Origin of the sequence: Pandoraea sp. SD6-2 (assembly GCF_000389825.1) — a bacterium.
Taxonomy (GTDB): domain Bacteria; phylum Pseudomonadota; class Gammaproteobacteria; order Burkholderiales; family Burkholderiaceae; genus Pandoraea; species Pandoraea communis.
This window is the reverse complement of record NZ_KB944423.1, coordinates 315,280-332,179: the sequence shown is the minus strand read 5'-3', so window position 1 is coordinate 332,179 and position 16,900 is coordinate 315,280. Positions and strand designations below refer to the sequence as shown.

General features: G+C 61.7%; 16 protein-coding genes. 14 read left to right on the top strand and 2 right to left on the bottom strand.

The genetic code is table 11. From position 1 onward, the window contains the following. Positions 1-57: 57 nt before the first annotated feature. Positions 58-807 carry a hypothetical protein gene (locus C266_RS27190; protein WP_144265671.1) on the bottom strand — a complete coding sequence of 250 codons (750 nt, stop codon included), beginning with the start codon at positions 805-807 and terminating at the stop codon, positions 58-60. Between the two features lie 93 nt (positions 808-900). On the opposite strand from C266_RS27190, the gene C266_RS27990 reads away from it, so the two are divergent. The 11 genes from C266_RS27990 to rlmD all read left to right on the top strand — a co-directional run bounded on the left by C266_RS27990 (position 901) and on the right by rlmD (position 12,658). Beyond that, entirely contained in the window at positions 901-1,626 is a 726-nt protein-coding gene (locus C266_RS27990; RefSeq protein ID WP_010807303.1) for a response regulator transcription factor, read from the top strand. Between the two features lie 326 nt (positions 1,627-1,952). After that, positions 1,953-3,155: a CaiB/BaiF CoA-transferase family protein gene (locus C266_RS01555; protein ID WP_036661091.1), complete on the top strand. Its 1,203-nt coding sequence runs from the start codon at positions 1,953-1,955 to the stop codon at positions 3,153-3,155. Positions 3,156-3,262: 107 nt separating this feature from the next. Then, positions 3,263-4,294: an ABC transporter substrate-binding protein gene (locus tag C266_RS01550; RefSeq protein WP_010807301.1), complete on the top strand. Its 1,032-nt coding sequence runs from the start codon at positions 3,263-3,265 to the stop codon at positions 4,292-4,294. Further along, positions 4,294-5,106, top strand: coding sequence for an ABC transporter ATP-binding protein (locus C266_RS01545; RefSeq protein ID WP_010807300.1), 813 nt, complete (start codon positions 4,294-4,296; stop codon positions 5,104-5,106). The genes C266_RS01550 and C266_RS01545 overlap by 1 nt, the downstream gene beginning before the upstream one ends. A gap of 162 nt (positions 5,107-5,268) precedes the next feature. Continuing rightward, complete coding sequence (locus C266_RS01540) at positions 5,269-6,087, top strand: ABC transporter permease (protein WP_010807299.1); 819 nt, start codon at positions 5,269-5,271, stop codon at positions 6,085-6,087. 173 nt (positions 6,088-6,260) lie between these two features. Then, a complete protein-coding gene (surE, locus tag C266_RS01535; protein WP_010807298.1) occupies positions 6,261-7,022 on the top strand; it encodes a 5'/3'-nucleotidase SurE in 762 nt (253 codons plus the stop codon). Further along, positions 7,019-8,167: a protein-L-isoaspartate(D-aspartate) O-methyltransferase gene (locus C266_RS26515; RefSeq protein WP_010807297.1), complete on the top strand. Its 1,149-nt coding sequence runs from the start codon at positions 7,019-7,021 to the stop codon at positions 8,165-8,167. The genes surE and C266_RS26515 overlap by 4 nt, the downstream gene beginning before the upstream one ends. Positions 8,168-8,252: 85 nt before the next feature. Continuing rightward, a complete protein-coding gene (locus C266_RS01525) occupies positions 8,253-9,035 on the top strand; it encodes a peptidoglycan DD-metalloendopeptidase family protein (protein ID WP_246189846.1) in 783 nt (260 codons plus the stop codon). A gap of 15 nt (positions 9,036-9,050) precedes the next feature. Continuing rightward, positions 9,051-10,148 (top strand): RNA polymerase sigma factor RpoS, encoded by a 1,098-nt coding sequence (rpoS, locus tag C266_RS01520; RefSeq protein ID WP_010807295.1) that lies wholly within the window; start codon positions 9,051-9,053, stop codon positions 10,146-10,148. 95 nt (positions 10,149-10,243) lie between these two features. Beyond that, positions 10,244-11,020 carry a 3'-5' exonuclease gene (locus C266_RS01515; protein WP_036661088.1) on the top strand — a complete coding sequence of 259 codons (777 nt, stop codon included), beginning with the start codon at positions 10,244-10,246 and terminating at the stop codon, positions 11,018-11,020. Between the two features lie 108 nt (positions 11,021-11,128). Beyond that, positions 11,129-12,658, top strand: a complete 1,530-nt coding sequence (gene rlmD, locus C266_RS01510; protein WP_010807293.1) for a 23S rRNA (uracil(1939)-C(5))-methyltransferase RlmD — start codon at positions 11,129-11,131, stop codon at positions 12,656-12,658. A gap of 188 nt (positions 12,659-12,846) precedes the next feature. Here the strand turns inward: rlmD and C266_RS01505 are convergent, their stop codons facing one another. After that, entirely contained in the window at positions 12,847-13,548 is a 702-nt protein-coding gene (locus C266_RS01505; RefSeq protein ID WP_010807292.1) for a Bax inhibitor-1/YccA family protein, read from the bottom strand. A 408-nt stretch (positions 13,549-13,956) separates the two neighbouring features. Here C266_RS01505 and ndk point away from each other — a divergent pair, with 408 nt between their 5' ends. From ndk to C266_RS01490, 3 genes are all read left to right on the top strand, one after another. Continuing rightward, positions 13,957-14,382, top strand: coding sequence for a nucleoside-diphosphate kinase (ndk, locus tag C266_RS01500; RefSeq protein ID WP_010807291.1), 426 nt, complete (start codon positions 13,957-13,959; stop codon positions 14,380-14,382). A 59-nt stretch (positions 14,383-14,441) separates the two neighbouring features. After that, positions 14,442-15,563: a 23S rRNA (adenine(2503)-C(2))-methyltransferase RlmN gene (gene rlmN, locus C266_RS01495; protein ID WP_010807290.1), complete on the top strand. Its 1,122-nt coding sequence runs from the start codon at positions 14,442-14,444 to the stop codon at positions 15,561-15,563. Between the two features lie 261 nt (positions 15,564-15,824). Then, positions 15,825-16,895 (top strand): RodZ domain-containing protein, encoded by a 1,071-nt coding sequence (locus tag C266_RS01490; protein WP_010807289.1) that lies wholly within the window; start codon positions 15,825-15,827, stop codon positions 16,893-16,895. The last annotated feature ends 5 nt before the right edge of the window (positions 16,896-16,900 follow it).

Sequence of the window (16,900 nt, the reverse complement as noted above, 5' to 3'; positions counted from 1 at the left end):
CAATACGAGGTAAAGAGAACGGGTCTTGAAGGTGTCGCGGTGCTACCGGCCCATCGGTCAATGTGAGATGCCGACAGGTACGCGGCCGACGCTGGCATTGACTTTCAGGCTCGTCGTCTGCAAGCCCGGCGCGAGGGACGGCGGCGAGTTGGGTGAGTAGGCCGACGCTGTCACAGTCGGGCGTGGCTGGGCCGGCAAAGTCGCTGATGCCTGAGTTGGCTTGGGTGCCGGCGCTGGAGGAATGACTTCGTCCCACAGACGAACGTTGTTGGCTGTGGTTGTGGTGGTGTTGACGGGTACGACGACGACCGGTGTCGCGCCAGACAGATTGGCGACGACACTTTGCTGCAGGTTCGCCGCACGAGTGTTGGCGAGCAGCATGTCGCTCACGGCGACCGGGACACCGGCAATGCCGGTAATGTCGGCCTGCGCAGCACTTGCAAAGCACGCAGCTGCCAAGCTGAACGTGGCACTGCGCATCGTCTTGATGGTGATCTTGAACATAGCGTGCCCCCCGGCCTCCGCGTGCTGTCCTCCCAACACTGCTTGTATTCTATTGCGCGATTTGAGAAAAGAAAGGGAAAAAAGTAATAGCGGAATCTCCGAAAATTGAGTAAATAATTTACGCAGATTGCGGTTTGTCGCGCTGAGGCAACAATGATCGGCATTATCGAGAGGGGAACGTGCCGCCATGCGGGCTTCACGCGTAAACTCGGCCGAAAGCGAGGTGACGCCTGATGCGTAAAGTATGACGAACACCTGAGGATTTCCTCGGTTTTCGTGCTGGCGACGGGGGATGTTTACCATTCCTGAGCTGGCAAATGAGGCATGCGGCGGGCGTGACAAAAAAAAGCGGGGGACGGCAGTACTACGGTGCTGACCGGAACGACAGGGGAAACCATGCGTGTGCTGGTCGTAGGTGAGGCTGCCACCTGGCTGGGCGGCCTGCAAATCGCGTTGCAAACCGAAGCGAACGCGATACCGCCGGTCTTGCGTCATGTCGGCGATGTGACGGTGCAGGACTGGCTCTGGTTACGCGAATTGCCTTCGCGGCGCGCGCTCGTACTCGAAGAATCCGTGGCCCGTACGCCGGCTGTCGACACCCTGTGTACGACGGCGGCCGAATGTGTGCCGCCGGTGCCCGTCATCGTCATCGGCGATGCGGGTTTTCCCGATGAGATCATTCGCTGGCTCCAGGCGGGCGTTGCCGCATGCCTGCCTTGGCCGAATTCGGTCGCGCGAATTCGTTCGGTCTTCGATCTTGCGTTCTCGGGTGGACGATTCGTGCCGGAGGAAGCGCTCTCGGCGTTACTCGTGCTCTGGCGGCAGGAGGCCATGGGAGAGGCGTTGCCGCTCTCGCGTTTGCCGGTGTTCCCGCTGGGGGGCGACAAGGCGACACAACTGGCCGAATCGGCGCTGCTCGGCATCTCCCAGCGGCAGTACGAAATTCTCGCGCTGCTCTCGCGCGGGTTATCCATCAAAACGATCTGCCAGCAACTGGTGATTTCCGAGGGGACCGCCAAGACGCATGTCTCCGCCCTGTATCGGCGGCTCGGCGCGCGCAATCGCGGCGAGGCCATTTATATTGCAGCGCAGCGCGGGGCGCGTCATCTGTTCGAAACATGAGATATCGCCGATGCGCCGTTCGATCGGACTTCGGATCGATTTGACTCGGAACTTTCCAGGATCTGCTGCGAGGTTATTGGCCGATAGCCGAGTGTCGAATTACTATACGAACTTCATTTGCCACCCATTTGCACAGGCGTTGCCCTCGGGCGGCGTCGCGAAGTCGATGGTGATGGCCGTCGCAAGGCACAGGAGTCTACGCGTTGTCCAAGTCGTCCAAGCCGTTTGAATCTGCATTGCCGCAAGGTCCAGCCGCGGCGTCTACGGCCTTCGCCGCCGGCACGTCTCCCGAATCTTCCGCCTCGCCTGCCGCCAGTGGCGCCGGCTTGCCGGCGCGTGGTGCGCTCGCTGGCGTGAAAGTCCTCGAACTCGGCACGCTCATCGCCGGCCCGTTTGCCGCGCGCATGTTGGGCGAGTTCGGGGCCGAAGTCATCAAAATCGAAGATCCGCAGCATGGCGATCCGCTTCGCAAGTGGCGCAAGATGCACCCCGATGCGGGAGGCACATCGCTCTGGTGGGCAGTGCAGGCTCGCAACAAGAAATCGGTGACGATCAACCTCAAGTCCCCCGAGGGGCAGGAGATCGTACGTAAGCTCGCGGCACAGGCAGACATCGTGGTCGAGAATTTCCGTCCCGGTTTGCTCGAGCGGTTCGGGTTGGGGTATGAACAACTGTCGGCGGAGAATCCGGGGCTCGTGATGGTGCGCCTGTCGGGATATGGACAGACGGGGCCGTATCGCGACCGGCCCGGCTTTGGCGCGATTGCCGAGTCGATGGGCGGGCTGCGTCACATTACGGGCTATCCCGATCTGCCGCCGCCGCGCATCGGTATCTCCATTGGCGATTCCATTGCGGCATTGCACGGCGTGATCGGCGCGATGATGGCGTTGCATCACCGCAACGTGAACGGCGGGCGAGGACAGGTGGTGGACGTCGCATTGTATGAGGCCGTCTTCAACCTGATGGAAAGCGTGGTGCCGGAATACAGCGTGGCCGGCATGGTGAGAGAACGAACGGGCGCGTCGCTGCCCGGCATCGTGCCCTCGAACACTTATCCCTGTGCCGACGGCATGATCGTCGTGGGGGGCAACAGCGACCCGATCTTCAAGCGCCTGATGCATGCCATCGGTCGCTCCGATCTGGCAGAAGATCCCGCGCTGGCGCACAACGATGGCCGTGTGCCGCGCACGCAGGAAATCGACGAGGCGATCGGCCACTGGACGCGCGGGCGCTCCATCGACGAAGCGCTGGCCGTGTTGCAAGGGGCAGATGTGCCTGCGAGCCGTATCTACACCGTAGCCGACATGTTCAAAGATCCGCAGTTCATCGCGCGTCAGATGATCCAGCGACACACGTTTCCGGATGGCACCCCTATCGATTTGCCTAACGTCACGCCGAAGCTATCGGACACGCCTGGCCAGACACAATGGCTTGGCCCGGCACTGGGTGCTCACACGGACGAAGTGCTTGGGCAACTGGGTTATGATGCCGGGCAAATCAAGGCACTGCGCGAGGGTGGCGTCATCTGAACCGACGCGATTACGCGCAGTATCACGGGGCGTGGCACTCGCCGCGATCCGCGAATAATAAGCACGTCAGACGAAGAAAGAACGCTGCAACCACGGAGACAAACACTATGCAAAGACGTCAGTTCGTCACGGCACTGGCCGCCACCGGCCTGATCGGCACGGGCATTCGCCCGGGCTTCGCCCAGGGCAAGCCCGAAAAGACCAAGGTCGCGATTGCCGTCGGCGGCAAGAATCTGTTCTATTACCTGCCGCTTACGATTGCCGAACGTCTGAATTACTTCAAGGACGAAGGGCTCGACGTCGAGATTTCCGACTTCGCTGGCGGCTCGAAGGCATTGCAAGCCCTCGTGGGCGGTAGCGCCGATGTGGTATCGGGTGCTTACGAACATACGATCCTGTTGCAGGCGAAAAATCAGTACATCCGAGCGTTTGTCCTGCAGGGACGCGCGCCGCAGATCGTCTTCGGTGTGTCGAACAAGACCATGCCGAACTACAAGTCGCTGGCCGACCTGCGCGGCAAGAAGATCGGCGTGACGGCGCCGGGTTCGTCGACGAACATCATGGCGAACTTCGTGCTTGCCAAGGGCGGTGTCAAGCCCAATGAGGTGGCGTTCGTCGGCGTCGGTGCGTCGTCCGGGGCGCTTGCTGCAATTCGCTCGGGCAATATCGACGCCATCGTCAATCTCGATCCGGTGATCACCATGCTGGAGCGCGGTAAAGAGATTCGTGTGATCTCGGACACGCGTACGCTCAAGGAAACGGTGTCGGTGTTCGGCGGAAACATGCCGGCGGGGTGTCTGTACACGAACGAATCGTTCATTCAGAAGAATCCGAACACGACGCAGGCGCTCACGAATGCCATGGTGCGTGCGCTGCGCTGGCTCCAGACGGCAGGGCCGTCGGACCTCATCAAGACGGTGCCCGACGCCTATCTGCTCGGTGACCGCGCGCTATACCTCGATGCGTGGAGCCGCGTGAAAGAAGCCATTTCGCCGGACGGCCTGATTCCTGCGGATGGCCCGGCGACCGCGCTGCGCACGTTGCAGGCGTTTGACGAGACGGTCAAGGGCAAGTCGATCGACCTGTCGAAGACGTTCACGAACGAGTTCACCAAGAAGGCCGATGCCAAGTACAAATGATGACTGCGCCGGCGCTTAGTTTCGACAGTATTTCGTGTACGTTTGTCGCGCGAGACGATCGCTCGAAACGTTACACCGCGGTGGCCGATACCTCGCTCGATATCGCGCCGGGCGAGTTTGTCTCGGTCGTTGGCCCGACGGGGTGCGGCAAATCGACGTTGCTCAACGTCGCTGCCGGGCTGTTGGCGCCATCGTCCGGCACCGTCAAGGTGTTTGGCGAAACGCTCAAAGGCATCAACTCGCGCGCGGGCTATATGTTTCAGGCCGAAGCATTGATGCCTTGGCGCAACGCCATCGACAACGTGAGCGCAGGTCTCGAATTCCGAGGCGTGACGCCCGAGGAAGCGTCCGTGCGCGCAAACGAGTGGCTCAAGCGTGTGGGGTTGGGCGGGTTCGGTGATCGTTACCCGCACCAACTCTCGGGCGGCATGCGCAAGCGTGTCGCCATGGCGCAGACGCTGATTCTCGATCCGGACATCATTTTGATGGACGAACCGTTCTCGGCACTCGATATCCAGACGCGTCAGCTCATGGAAAACGAGTTGCTCGAGTTGTGGGCTGCCAAACGCCGTGCGGTGCTGTTCATCACGCACGATCTGGACGAAGCGATCGCGCTATCAGACCGTGTCGTGGTGCTTGCGGCAGGGCCGGGCACGCATCCCATCGGGGAATTCCGGATCGATCTGCCACGTCCGCGAGATGTGGCGGAAATTCGGAATCATCCGCGCTTCACCGAACTGCATGCTCAGATTTGGGACGTGTTGCGCGAGGAGGTGCTCAAGGGCTATGCGCAACAGTTGAAGGCTGTCTGAATCGTCATGTGTGATATCTCAGGGCTCGTGATAGGTGTGTGCGGCTGGGCGCGCTGGCTGGACTGGATGGAATGGTTCAATTTGCCGGACGGCTTTGGCTTGTTCGATTGGCCCATCTGATTCGCCTGGTGGCTTGTCTGATATTCCCGGAATTCGTTCGTCATGCGTAATCGTTCGTTCATGCGCCACCTGCGTTTGTGGCAATGGCTGCTGCTGGTGGTGGGTTTTCTCGTCTGGTACGTTCTCACGAGCCCGACGCTGCTGCCCGCGTTCTACTTCGACAGCCCCGACAAGGCGGCTTTTTTCTTCGGTGAGCCGCAGAAGGTGCTGCTCCAGATCTGGCAATGGTTTGTCAGTGGCGAGATCTATCTTCATCTTGGCGTCACGCTGCTGGAGACGGTGCTCGCCTTCGCGATCGGTACCGTGTTCGGGCTGGCTGTGGGGCTTTGGCTTGCACTCTCGCCAAGTGCGGGGGCGCTGCTCGATCCCTACATCAAGGCGGCCAACTCGATGCCTCGGGTCATCCTCGCGCCGATCTTCGGTGTGTGGTTCGGGCTTGGCATTTGGTCGAAAGTGGCGCTGGGCGTGACGCTGGTGTTCTTTATCGTGTTCTTCAACGTCTATCAGGGCGTGAAAGAGGTGAGCCCGGTCGTGCTGGCGAATGCGCGCATGCTAGGGGCGAATCAGCGTCAGTTGTTGCGTCGCGTGTACCTGCCGAGCGCTACCAGTTGGGTGTTCTCCAGTCTGCACAACTCCGTCGGACTCGCGTTCGTGGGGGCCGTGGTCGGGGAGTACCTCGGCTCGGCGCGAGGCGTCGGTTATCTGATCCTGCAGGCGGAAGGAACCTTCGACATCAACGCGGTCATCGCCGGGGTGCTGATTCTGACGGCGTTTGCGCTCGTGCTCGATGGGCTGGTGGGGGTGGTTGAGCGGCGTTTGCTTGTCTGGCAGCCGCAAGCCGGAGAGACCGAGAAGATGTAACGGCGTGTCGGGCCGTTCGGCGGGCGTAGTTTCACCGCCGGCGGCCTTGACCGATTGGCGGCAAACTTGTGGCAGGACCGTGGCAAAACTGTCGACGCCGTGCCGTGGCGAAGACGCGACCGATGCCGCTATGGCGTCATATCCGAGCACCTTTCCTCGGTTACAATTGCCGCATGCGAATCCTGCTCAGCAACGACGATGGGTATCAGGCGCCGGGCCTGGCCGCGCTATATGAGGCGCTGGCACCGCTTGGCGACATTACCGTGGTGGCACCCGAACAGAACTGTAGTGGTGCGTCCAATTCTCTGACCCTGCAACGACCGCTTTCCGTGTTCAAGGCGGGCAACGGTTTCACGTTCATCAACGGCACGCCGACCGACTGTGTGCACGTGGCGCTGACCGGGCTGCTCGACGAGCGGCCCGATATCGTGGTCTCCGGCATCAACAATGGCCAGAACATGGGCGAAGACACGTTGTACTCCGGTACCGTGGCAGCGGCCACCGAGGGTTTTCTCTTCGGCGTTCCTTCGTTCGCGTTCTCGCAAGTCAACAAAGGCTGGGATCATCTGGAAAGCGCAGCGCGTGTAGCGCGCGAGATTGTCGAGCGTTATATGGAGCGCCCGCTGGGGGCCCCCTTCCTTTTGAACGTCAATATCCCCAATTTGCCGTACGACCACCTGAAGGGCTCGCTCGCGACGCGTCTTGGGAAAAGACACCAATCGCAGCCAGTGATCCGTCAGGAAAGCCCGCGCGGCGAAACGATTTACTGGATCGGTCCGGCCGGCGATGCTCGCGATAGCAGCGAAGGCACGGATTTCCATGCCGTGGCGCACGATTACGTCTCGGTCACCCCCTTGCAACTGGATCTCACGCATACCGCACGACTTGGCGTCGTGCACGATTGGCTGGCCAGCGCAGGGGTGGCCCAACGATGACGACATCGCCGAAGCGTTTTCCTCTTCCTCTTGCCGAAGTCATGACGCGCCGGCAACGCAAGGCGCCGGTGCTCGACAAGGCGTCGCGGGCCAGTCCCGCCGGTGCACCGCCTGCCGCGATGACGCGGGGCACTGCGCCTGCGAACCCGGGAAATGGAAAGCCGACGGCGAACGGAAGTGCTTCCGCCGCGACGCATAACAGCCTGCGAGCTGCTTCCACGCCGATGGCAGGGGCTTCGGCCCGGCCCGGCGGCGCGCACGCGCCGCACTCGGTCGTACCGAAAGGACTTGCAAGACCAGCGTCGGCACCGCATGCTCAGCCAGCGTCGCATCCCACGAAAAGCGCTCCTCGGCCCGCCGCCAAGGTGCCGGGCGCGGGTGTCGCTCAGAAGGGGAGTGCGCCAGGTGCGAAGAGCGCGGTGCGCAGTGCGATGCCTGGGAAGGTTTCGACTGGCGGCACAGCCCGTGCCGGCACATCGGCCCTTGGCAGTTCGCCCGATGGCATCGGGCTGACGTCGGATCGGGTGCGGGCGCGAATGGCTGAACGCGTGGCGGCGTCGGGCGTCAAACACCCGGGCGTGCTGGCGGCGCTGGCGACGGTGCCGCGTCATGGGTTCGTGGATGCGGCGCTTGCTAATCAGGCTTATGAAGACGCCGCGTTGCCGATCGGGCACGGACAGACCATTTCGAAGCCGTCGGTCGTCGGGCGCATGATCGAATTGCTGCTTGGCGGGGGGCGTCCACTGGAGAAAGTGCTGGAAATCGGCACGGGTTGCGGCTATCAGGCGGCGGTGTTGTCATGCGTGGCACGCGACGTCTATTCCATTGAGCGCGTTCGTCCGCTGCATGAGCGGGCAAAGGCCAACCTGCGGCCCTTGCGGGTGCCCAATATTCGCCTGCACTACGGCGATGGGCGTCTGGGCCTGCCGGCCGTCGCGCCTTTCGACGGCATCGTCATCGCGGCTGCCGGACTGGAAATTCCGGACGCGCTGATCGATCAGCTTGCGGTCGGCGCACGTCTTATCGCCCCGGTGGGTGGTGAGCAACAGATTTTGACCCTCATCGAGCGCGTCGGTGCGCGCCAATGGCGCGAGACGCAGCTTGATAGGGTGTTATTCGTCCCCTTAAAATCGGGCATCATTTAAGCCCGTCGGGCCTATTCTGCGGAGGATTTGAGTGAATTTGCGAGCGGGTTTCCAACAACGCGTCGCCAGTGTCCTGTTGCTGAGCATGCTGGCAGCGTGTGCATCGCGACAAGTCGGGGCGCCGGTCGTCGACCGTACCGTAGGCGGTACGACGACCGACAGCAATGTGCCGGGCACCGCGCCCGTCATTGACAACACACCGGTGCCGGCCGGGTATTATCGCGTCAAGCCGGGTGATCGCCTCTATCGCATCGCGCTGGAGAACGGTCAGAACTATCGCGACATCGCGCGATGGAACAATATTCAAAACCCGGACCAGATCGAAGTCGGTCAGGTACTGCGTGTGAAGCCGCCGGCAGGCGACACAGGTACGCCGGTGCCGGCACCCGTGGCCAGCACGCCGTCGTCCGCGAGCAGCAATCCGGCATCGGTGCCGCCCGCTGTGGTGACACCGCCGGCCAGTTCGTCGGCATCGGCGGCACCGTCTGCCGTGTCGAGTGGCGAGTTGCAGCTTTCGTGGCCGGCCAAGGGCAGTGTCGTGGGCCGTTTCGACGATTCGAAGAATAAAGGCCTGAACATCGCTGGCAGCACCGGCGATCCCGTCTATGCGGCGGGCGCGGGTAAAGTGGTGTACTCGGGAGCCGGCCTGCGTGGCTATGGCAACCTTGTCATCATCAAACACGATGCCACCTTCTTGACGGCGTATGCGCACAACCGCACACTGTTGGTCAAGGAAGGCGACTCCGTGACGCGGGGTCAGAAAATTGCCGAAATGGGTAACTCGGATGCAGATCGTGTCATGCTGCACTTCGAGGTGCGCCGTGACGGCAAGCCAGTGGATCCGATGAAGTATTTGCCGCCTCAATAAACTAGGCAGGGTCGAATGCTCAAGAGAAAGCGTCGTACTTCGCAAGAGGAAGACCTCGCTGCCCCGGAGACCGATCAGGACGTTGACGATCGGCAATCCCGGCAGGACGAGGACGTGGACGACGCTTTCGACGAGCGCGAGGCGGAGGAGGAGGACGCCTCGCCGTCCGACACCGCCGAGGAGGGGGGAGGCACTGCCGCCACCGGCCGCAAGCGCAAAGCTGCCGCCGGCGACGACTTCGGCACCGTGTTGCAAGCCGAGCTCACCGCCGACACCGTCCAGCACTATCTCAATCGCATCAGTGTCAAGCCGCTGCTGACGCCCACCGAGGAACTCGATTTCTCCACGCGTGCGCAGGCGGGCGAGTTTGCCGCGCGCCAGGTCATGATCGAGCGCAATCTGCGCCTCGTTGTGAGCATTGCCAAGGGCTATCTCAACCGCGGAGTGCCGTTGCTCGATCTGATCGAGGAGGGCAACCTCGGCCTGATGCACGCCATCGAAAAATTCGACCCAGGGCGCGGTTTCCGTTTTTCGACGTATGCCACGTGGTGGATTCGCCAGAGCATCGAACGCGCCATCATGAATCAGGCGCGCACGGTACGCTTGCCGGTGCATGTCATTCGCGAACTCAATCAGGTACTGCGCGCAAAGCGTCACCTTGAAAAGAGTGCGGCGTATGTCGACGGCGGTGAGCAACGGGATGCGCGCGTCGAGGATATTGCCGATCTCACCGGCAAGACACCCGAGGAGATCATCGACATCCTCGCGCTCAACGAGCATGTGGCGTCGCTGGACGCACCGCTGGAAATCGATCCCGGCAGCAGTCTGCTCGACCTGCTTTCTGACGATCATAGCCAGGCCCCCGAGCAGGAGGTGCAGCATCGCGAGCTGGAAGACCTCATGCGCCTGTGGCTCTCGCGACTGTCCACCAAACATCGTTATGTCATCGAGCGCCGGTTCGGCCTCAATCGCGTGGAACCTGCCACGCTCGAGGAACTCGCCGACGAGATGGGATTGACCCGCGAGCGCGTGCGTCAGATCCAGCAAGAGGCGCTCGTCAAACTCAAACGCTATTTCGCGTCGAACGGCGTTCGTAAGGACGCGGTGCTCTGATAGATGTGGTGGCCTGTATCCCGCGTTGAATGCGAGCGGGCAGGGCGACGATGCCGAATTGCGATGCTCGCTGATTCTTTCTTTTGATTTTCATCATGCCATCTCCCGTACTCGTCTTCGACATTGAAACGATTCCCGACGTCGACGGTTTGCGCAAGCTCGAACCGGCGTACGCAGGGTTTTCCGACGACGCCGTTGCCGAAGCCGCTTTCGCCGCGCGCCGTGAAAAGGTCGGGCACGACTTCCTGCCCCTTCACCTGCATCGCATCGCCGCCATCTCGTGCGTGTTCCGCGATCGCGACGGGTTCCGCGTGAAGTCGCTAGGCACACTCGACGATGGCGAGGGAGCGCTTGTCTCGGGCTTTTATCGCACTATCGAAAAATACGCGCCGCAAATCGTGTCGTGGAATGGTGGTGGCTTCGATCTGCCGGTGTTGCATTACCGCGCGATGATTCACGGCATTGCCGCGCCCCGTTATTGGGACATGGGTGAAGACGACCGCGAGTTCAAGTGGAATAACTACATCAGCCGCTATCACCAGCGCCATCTGGATTTGATGGACTTGCTGGCGATGTATCAGGCGCGCGCGAATGCCCCGCTCGACGACCTCGCCAAGCTGTGCGGATTCCCCGGCAAGCTCGGGATGGACGGCAGTAAAGTCTGGGAGGCTTATCGCGGCGGCAAGCTCGAAGAGATTCGCAACTATTGCGAGACCGACGTCGTCAATACGTACCTTGTTTACTGTCGTTTTCAGTTGATGCGCGGTGGTTTGCGCCAGGCGGAGTACGATCAGGAAATCGAATTCGTAAAGCGCTCGCTCGAGCAGGAAGCGGCGCCGCACTGGAAGGAATATCTCGCCGCTTGGGTGTGATTCCGTTCATTTGCGACGAATTAGGCAGGATCGCCTTGCGAGTGCTGCATGAATGGCGGGCGAATCGATTAAAATGTCGGGTTTGCTGTCGCATATGAGAATGAAGACGTGACCCGCTCCTCCCGAAACTCCTCGCGCAATCGGCCCAGCGCCGAGCCCGGCATCATCGATATCGAATCGCTCGACATGGAGGCGCGCGGTGTCGGCCGCACCGCACCCGAGGGAGAGCCAGGTACGCCGGACTTTAAACCCGGTAAAGTGATTTTCGTCGAAGGCGCGCTGCCGGGCGAACGCGTCACGTATCTCAGCTATCGGCGCAAGCCCAAGTTTGAGCAGGCGGAAGCCATCAATGTGCTGCGCGCGAGTTCGATGCGCGCCAAGCCGCAATGTCCGCATTTCGGCAAGTGCGGGGGGTGCTCGATGCAGCATCTCGAACCGCGTGCGCAAATTGCCATCAAGCAACGGGTGCTCGAAGATAATCTGGCGCGCCTTGGCAAGGTGAAGGCCGAAGCCATACTTCGCCCGATTCAGGGGCCAGATTGGGGTTACCGATTCCGTGCGCGCTTGACGGTGCGCTATGTGCCGAAGAAGGGGGGGGTCCTCATCGGATTCCACGAGCGCAAGAGCAGCTATGTGGCCGACATGGACTCGTGCGAAGTGTTGCCGCGTCACGTGTCGGATATGCTTGTGCCGCTGCGGCGTCTGGTCGAATCGCTATCGATTCGCGAGCGTTTGCCGCAGATTGAGTTGGCGATTGGCGCGGACGTGACGGCACTGGTGTTGCGTATTCTCGAGCCTCTCACGCCGGCGGACGAAGACATGCTGCGCGCGTTTGCAGACGCGAATCGCGTGCAATTCTGGGTGCAGACGAAGGGGCCGGACACGGCGGTACCCTTCTATCCGCTTGAGCCGGAGTTGCACTACACGCTTCCGGAGTACCAGATCCGGATGCCGTTCAAGCCCACCGACTTCACGCAGGTCAATCACCAGATCAACCGCGTTCTCGTGCATCGCGCGCTGCGATTGCTCGCGCCGGAGCCGCATGAACGTGTGCTCGATCTGTTCTGTGGTCTGGGTAACTTCACGCTGCCTCTGGCGCGCCGTGCCGGATCGGTTGTCGGGATCGAGGGCAGTACCGCGCTGACCGAACGCGCGCTCGCCAACGCGCAGCGCAATGGGGTGGCGGACCGCACCGAGTTCGCTTGCCGCAATCTGTTCGATATCACGGCAGACGATATTCGTGCCTTGGGCGCCTTTGATCGTTACTTGATCGATCCGCCGCGAGAGGGCGCCCTGGCGGTATCGAAGGCGCTGGCCGAACTGGCGCAGCAGGGGTACGAAGGCCTGCCCAAGCGCATCGTCTACGTTTCATGCAGTCCCGCGACGCTTGCCAGAGATGCTGGCCTTCTTGTGCATGAGGCGGGGTATCGTCTGACGCTGGCCGGTGTGGTGAATATGTTCCCGCACACCTCGCACGTCGAGTCGATGGCGGTTTTCGAGCATGAGAGCATCGGCCAGCCCTGGGTGCCGCGCATGCGGGTGTCGGAATCTGACGTCGCCGAGCATCAGGCAGATGAAGGTCTTGAGGCGATTGCCGGGGCCACCGGCGGTGAGGGCGTGATTCACGAAGCGGCCTGACGACATTGCGTGATTGGCCGCGGACTTTGCGAAATGAGTTGCGGCCGGTTGGCTGAGGTGCCGAGTAGGCTGGGCGGTGAGGCGAGCTGGAAAATCACGCCGCGTAAAGAAAAAAGCCAGTCCCGAGGGACTGGCTTTTTTGCGTCTCCGGTGACGCGGGGATGTCCGCGCCGCCGCGACGGGGGGCGTCAGTTGCGATTGCCGCCCAGCACACCGAGGATGGCGAGCAGGTTGGTGAAGATGTTGTACAGGTCGAGATAAATCGCGAGCGTCGCCGTGACATAGTTCGTCTCGCCGCCGTTCACGACGCGCTGCACGTCGAACAGAATGTATGCCGAGAAGATGGCGATGGCGAGGACCGAGACCGTCAGCATCAGCGCCGGCAGTTGCAGCCAGATATTGGCAACCGAGGCCAGCAGAATCACGAGCACGCCCATGAACAGCCATTTGCCCAAGCCACTGAAGTCGCGCTTGCTGACCGTGGCGACCGTTGCCATCACGCCGAAAATCACGGCGGTTCCGCCGAACGCCAACATGATCAGCGATGCGCCGTTCGAGAAGCCGAGCACGAAGCTCAGCAGGCGCGTAAGCATGAGGCCCATGAAGAACGTGAAGCCCAGCAGCAACGCCACGCCTACGCCGCTATTCTTGAAGCGCTCGATGGCGAACATGAAGCCGAAAGCAATGGCAAGGAATGCGATCACACTGACCATCGGGCTGCCCGCGAACAGCGAGAAACCGTAATTCACGCCCAGCCAAGCCCCGGCAATCGTCGGCAGCATCGACAGCGCGAGCAGCCAGTATGTATTGCGCAGTACCTTGTTGCGCACCTGTACGGTTGTGGCGCCTTGCGTCCCACCGTAGCCGAAACGTTGGAAATCCTGGTTCATATAATGTGTTCTCCGTGGTCATTGTGCCCGCCGGCGGGGCCGGCAAGCGCCTCTTGACGCTTACGATGACCGGCTCTCGTCGCCGGCAAATCCCCCGCAGCCGTTGGTCTGGCTTGTCGTCGAAGTCAAAGGATACCGAAAGACTCCCGGGAAAGCGCTCAGACGATTCTCGAAATCTCAGGGCGAATGCCTGAATTTCAAGCCGCCGGCACGCCATCCGACCTTCCCATTTGGGTAAGGTGCCGGAATCACACCCTTACGTCAACTTCTTGAAAAGCCGGATCGTCCCGGCCGTCTTGCGTTTGAGCGGTACGCGTACCGTAGGTTCCATCACCATCATAACAGCCTTCGTGCTACAATTACGGGTTCATGTTGGTTATATAACTGCTTAATTTTTTGGAGTTTTTCATGGCAGTCGAACGCACTTTGTCGATTATCAAGCCCGATGCCGTTGCCAAGAACGTGATCGGCCAGATTTATAGCCGTTTCGAAGGCGCAGGCCTGAAGATCGCAGCCGCCAAGCTGGTGCACCTGTCGCGCGCCGAAGCCGAGCAGTTCTACGCCGTGCACAAGGAGCGCCCGTTTTTCAAGGATCTGGTCGACTTCATGATCTCCGGTCCGGTGATGATTCAAGTGCTGGAAGGTGAGAACGCCATCGCGAAGCACCGCGAACTGATGGGCGCTACCGATCCGAAGAAGGCTGAGAAGGGCACGATTCGCGCCGACTTCGCCGACAGCATCGACGCGAACGCCGTGCATGGTTCGGATGCCGCCGAAACGGCTGCTGTCGAAGTGTCGTTCTTCTTCGCCGGCCTGAACGTCTACGCGCGTTAATACGCGTTTAGCCGCTCAATCGCAGGAAGATACCGAAGGGATGTTGACGGACCAGGGCCATGACCAACCTCACGAATCTGCTTGATTACGATCCGGACGGTCTGGCCGCCTATTGCGGCACGCTCGGCGAGAAGCCGTTCCGTGCTCGCCAGCTCCAGCGCTGGATCCACCAGATGGGTGCCGCCGATTTCGACGGCATGACCGATCTTGCCAAGTCGCTGCGCGAAAAGTTGCACACACGTGCGATCATCGCTGCGCCGGCGGCCATCACCGACCACGTGTCGACCGATGGCACGCGCAAATGGCTGTTGGACGTGGGTAACGGCAACGCCGTCGAGACCGTCTACATCCCCGAAGAGACGCGTGGCACGCTTTGCGTTTCATCGCAAGCGGGCTGCGCCGTCAACTGCCGGTTCTGTTCGACCGGCAAGCAGGGTTTCTCGCGCAATCTGTCGCTTGGCGAAATCATCGGTCAATTGTGGATGGCCGAGTTTGCGTTGCGCCGCGACCTCGGGCGAGAAGGCAAGAACGAGCGTGTCATCACCAACGTGGTGATGATGGGCATGGGCGAGCCGTTGCTCAATTTCGACAATGTCGTGGGTGCAATGCGCCTGATGCTCGACGATAACGCCTATGGGCTGTCGCGTCGCCGTGTCACACTGTCGACCTCGGGTGTCGTGCCGATGATGGATCGTCTGGGGCAGGAACTCCCTGTGGCGCTGGCCGTGTCGCTGCATGCGCCGAACGACGCACTGCGCGATGTGCTCGTGCCGCTCAACAAGAAATATCCGTTACGCGAACTGATGGGCGCGTGCGAGCGTTACCTGGAAGTGGCGCCGCGCGATTTCATCACGTTCGAGTACTGCATGCTCGACGGTGTGAACGACACCGAGGCGCATGCGCGCGAGCTTGTCGCCCTGACGCGCGACGTGCCGTGCAAATTCAATCTGATCCCGTTCAATCCGTTTCCCGAATCCGGCCTGCTGCGCTCGAAAGACCCGCAGATCAAGCGCTTCGCGCAAATTCTGCTCGACGCGGGGCTCGTGACGACCGTGCGCAAGACGCGCGGCGACGACATCGATGCGGCATGCGGTCAGCTCGCCGGAGAGGTGCAGGATCGCACGCGGCTTGCGCAGCGCGGCAAATTTGGGAAAATCGCGGTCGAGGTGCGTACCGTATGAGGTTGCGCATGAGCGGGCGCGGACCGTGGCGAGGGCCGTCGGCCCCGCACGCGCCATGCCGCCCGTCGGATCAGTCTCGCACTACAGCATTCCTTGCGCGGGGCGCGTATCGTGTCCCGCGCGATTCCGTCAGTTCCTCGCTGAGTCGTCCGATGCGCCGTGCAGATCTTCACGCCGCGTGCACGGGAGGTGAGGTAGTGGAACTGTCGCCAGCATATCCTCAGCCGCTGCAGGCGGCTGTCTACGAACGGGGGCGTATCGATGGATAACCAGAATCAGGCGGATGCAGGCGGGCAAGCCGGGGCCGAGAGCCAAGGATTGCCGCAGGGAGCGACCGTCGGATGGACTGAGCTGGGGGCGCAGGTGGGTGCGCAACTGGCAGCATTGCGCGAGCAGCGCGGCATGTCGATCGAAGACGTGTCGGCGCGCTTGAAAGTCTCGGTGCGAAAGCTCAAGCGTCTTGAAGCCGGCGAGTGGGATGCCTTGCCGGAAATGCCATTTATTCTGGGTGTCGTGCGCAGCTACGCACGCATGCTCGGGGCCGATCCGGAGCCGATGATCGAGCCGCTGCGCCGTTTTGGCCGCGCTGCGCCCATCGATATTCCGCAACCCCCGACGGGCCAGCCGAGTATTCCGAAGAGCCCGGTGCGCTTCCGCTCGCCGGTTGCCGCGTCGCAGGCCAAATGGCCTTGGGCGTTGGCTGCGCTCGTCGTGATCGCCGGCGCTGCCTGGTATTTCGGCAATGCCCACAAGCCGGGGCGTGGTTCCACCGAGCCGGCAGAGTTGGCCAGTGCTGCATCGGCCCAGGGAGCGACAGACGTTGCCGAACCGGCCAGTCAACCTGTGGTGGCCGATGCCAATGGCACGCCGCCCGGCGCAGACGGTACGAATAGCGTCAACACCGGCAATACCGAGGGTGCCGTCAATACTGCACCGGCCAGCGCTGCCGCAGCGGGCCCGGGCCTGATTGCGGCTACCGATCCGACGCACGTGGTTGCCGGGCTGACGGGCGCCAGCGCTGCAGCCGCGCCGGTGGCGCCGACGCCGGGAACCCCGGCCGATGGCAAGGCGTCCATCCCGGGTGCGCCAGGTAATGGCAAGATTGCGTTGCACCTGAAGGCGGATAGCTGGGTCGAAGTACGTTCGAAGGACGGCAAGGTGCTGTTCTCCCAGTTGATGCGCGCAGGTGCCGAACAGGTAATTACGGGCGATGCGCCGCTCAAGGTCGTTGTGGGTAACGTCGCGGGCGTCGAGTCGCTGGAATTCAACGGTCAACCGGTCGAGATCAAGTCCCGCAACGCGGGCAATGTGGCGCGTCTGACGCTCCAGTAAGACCG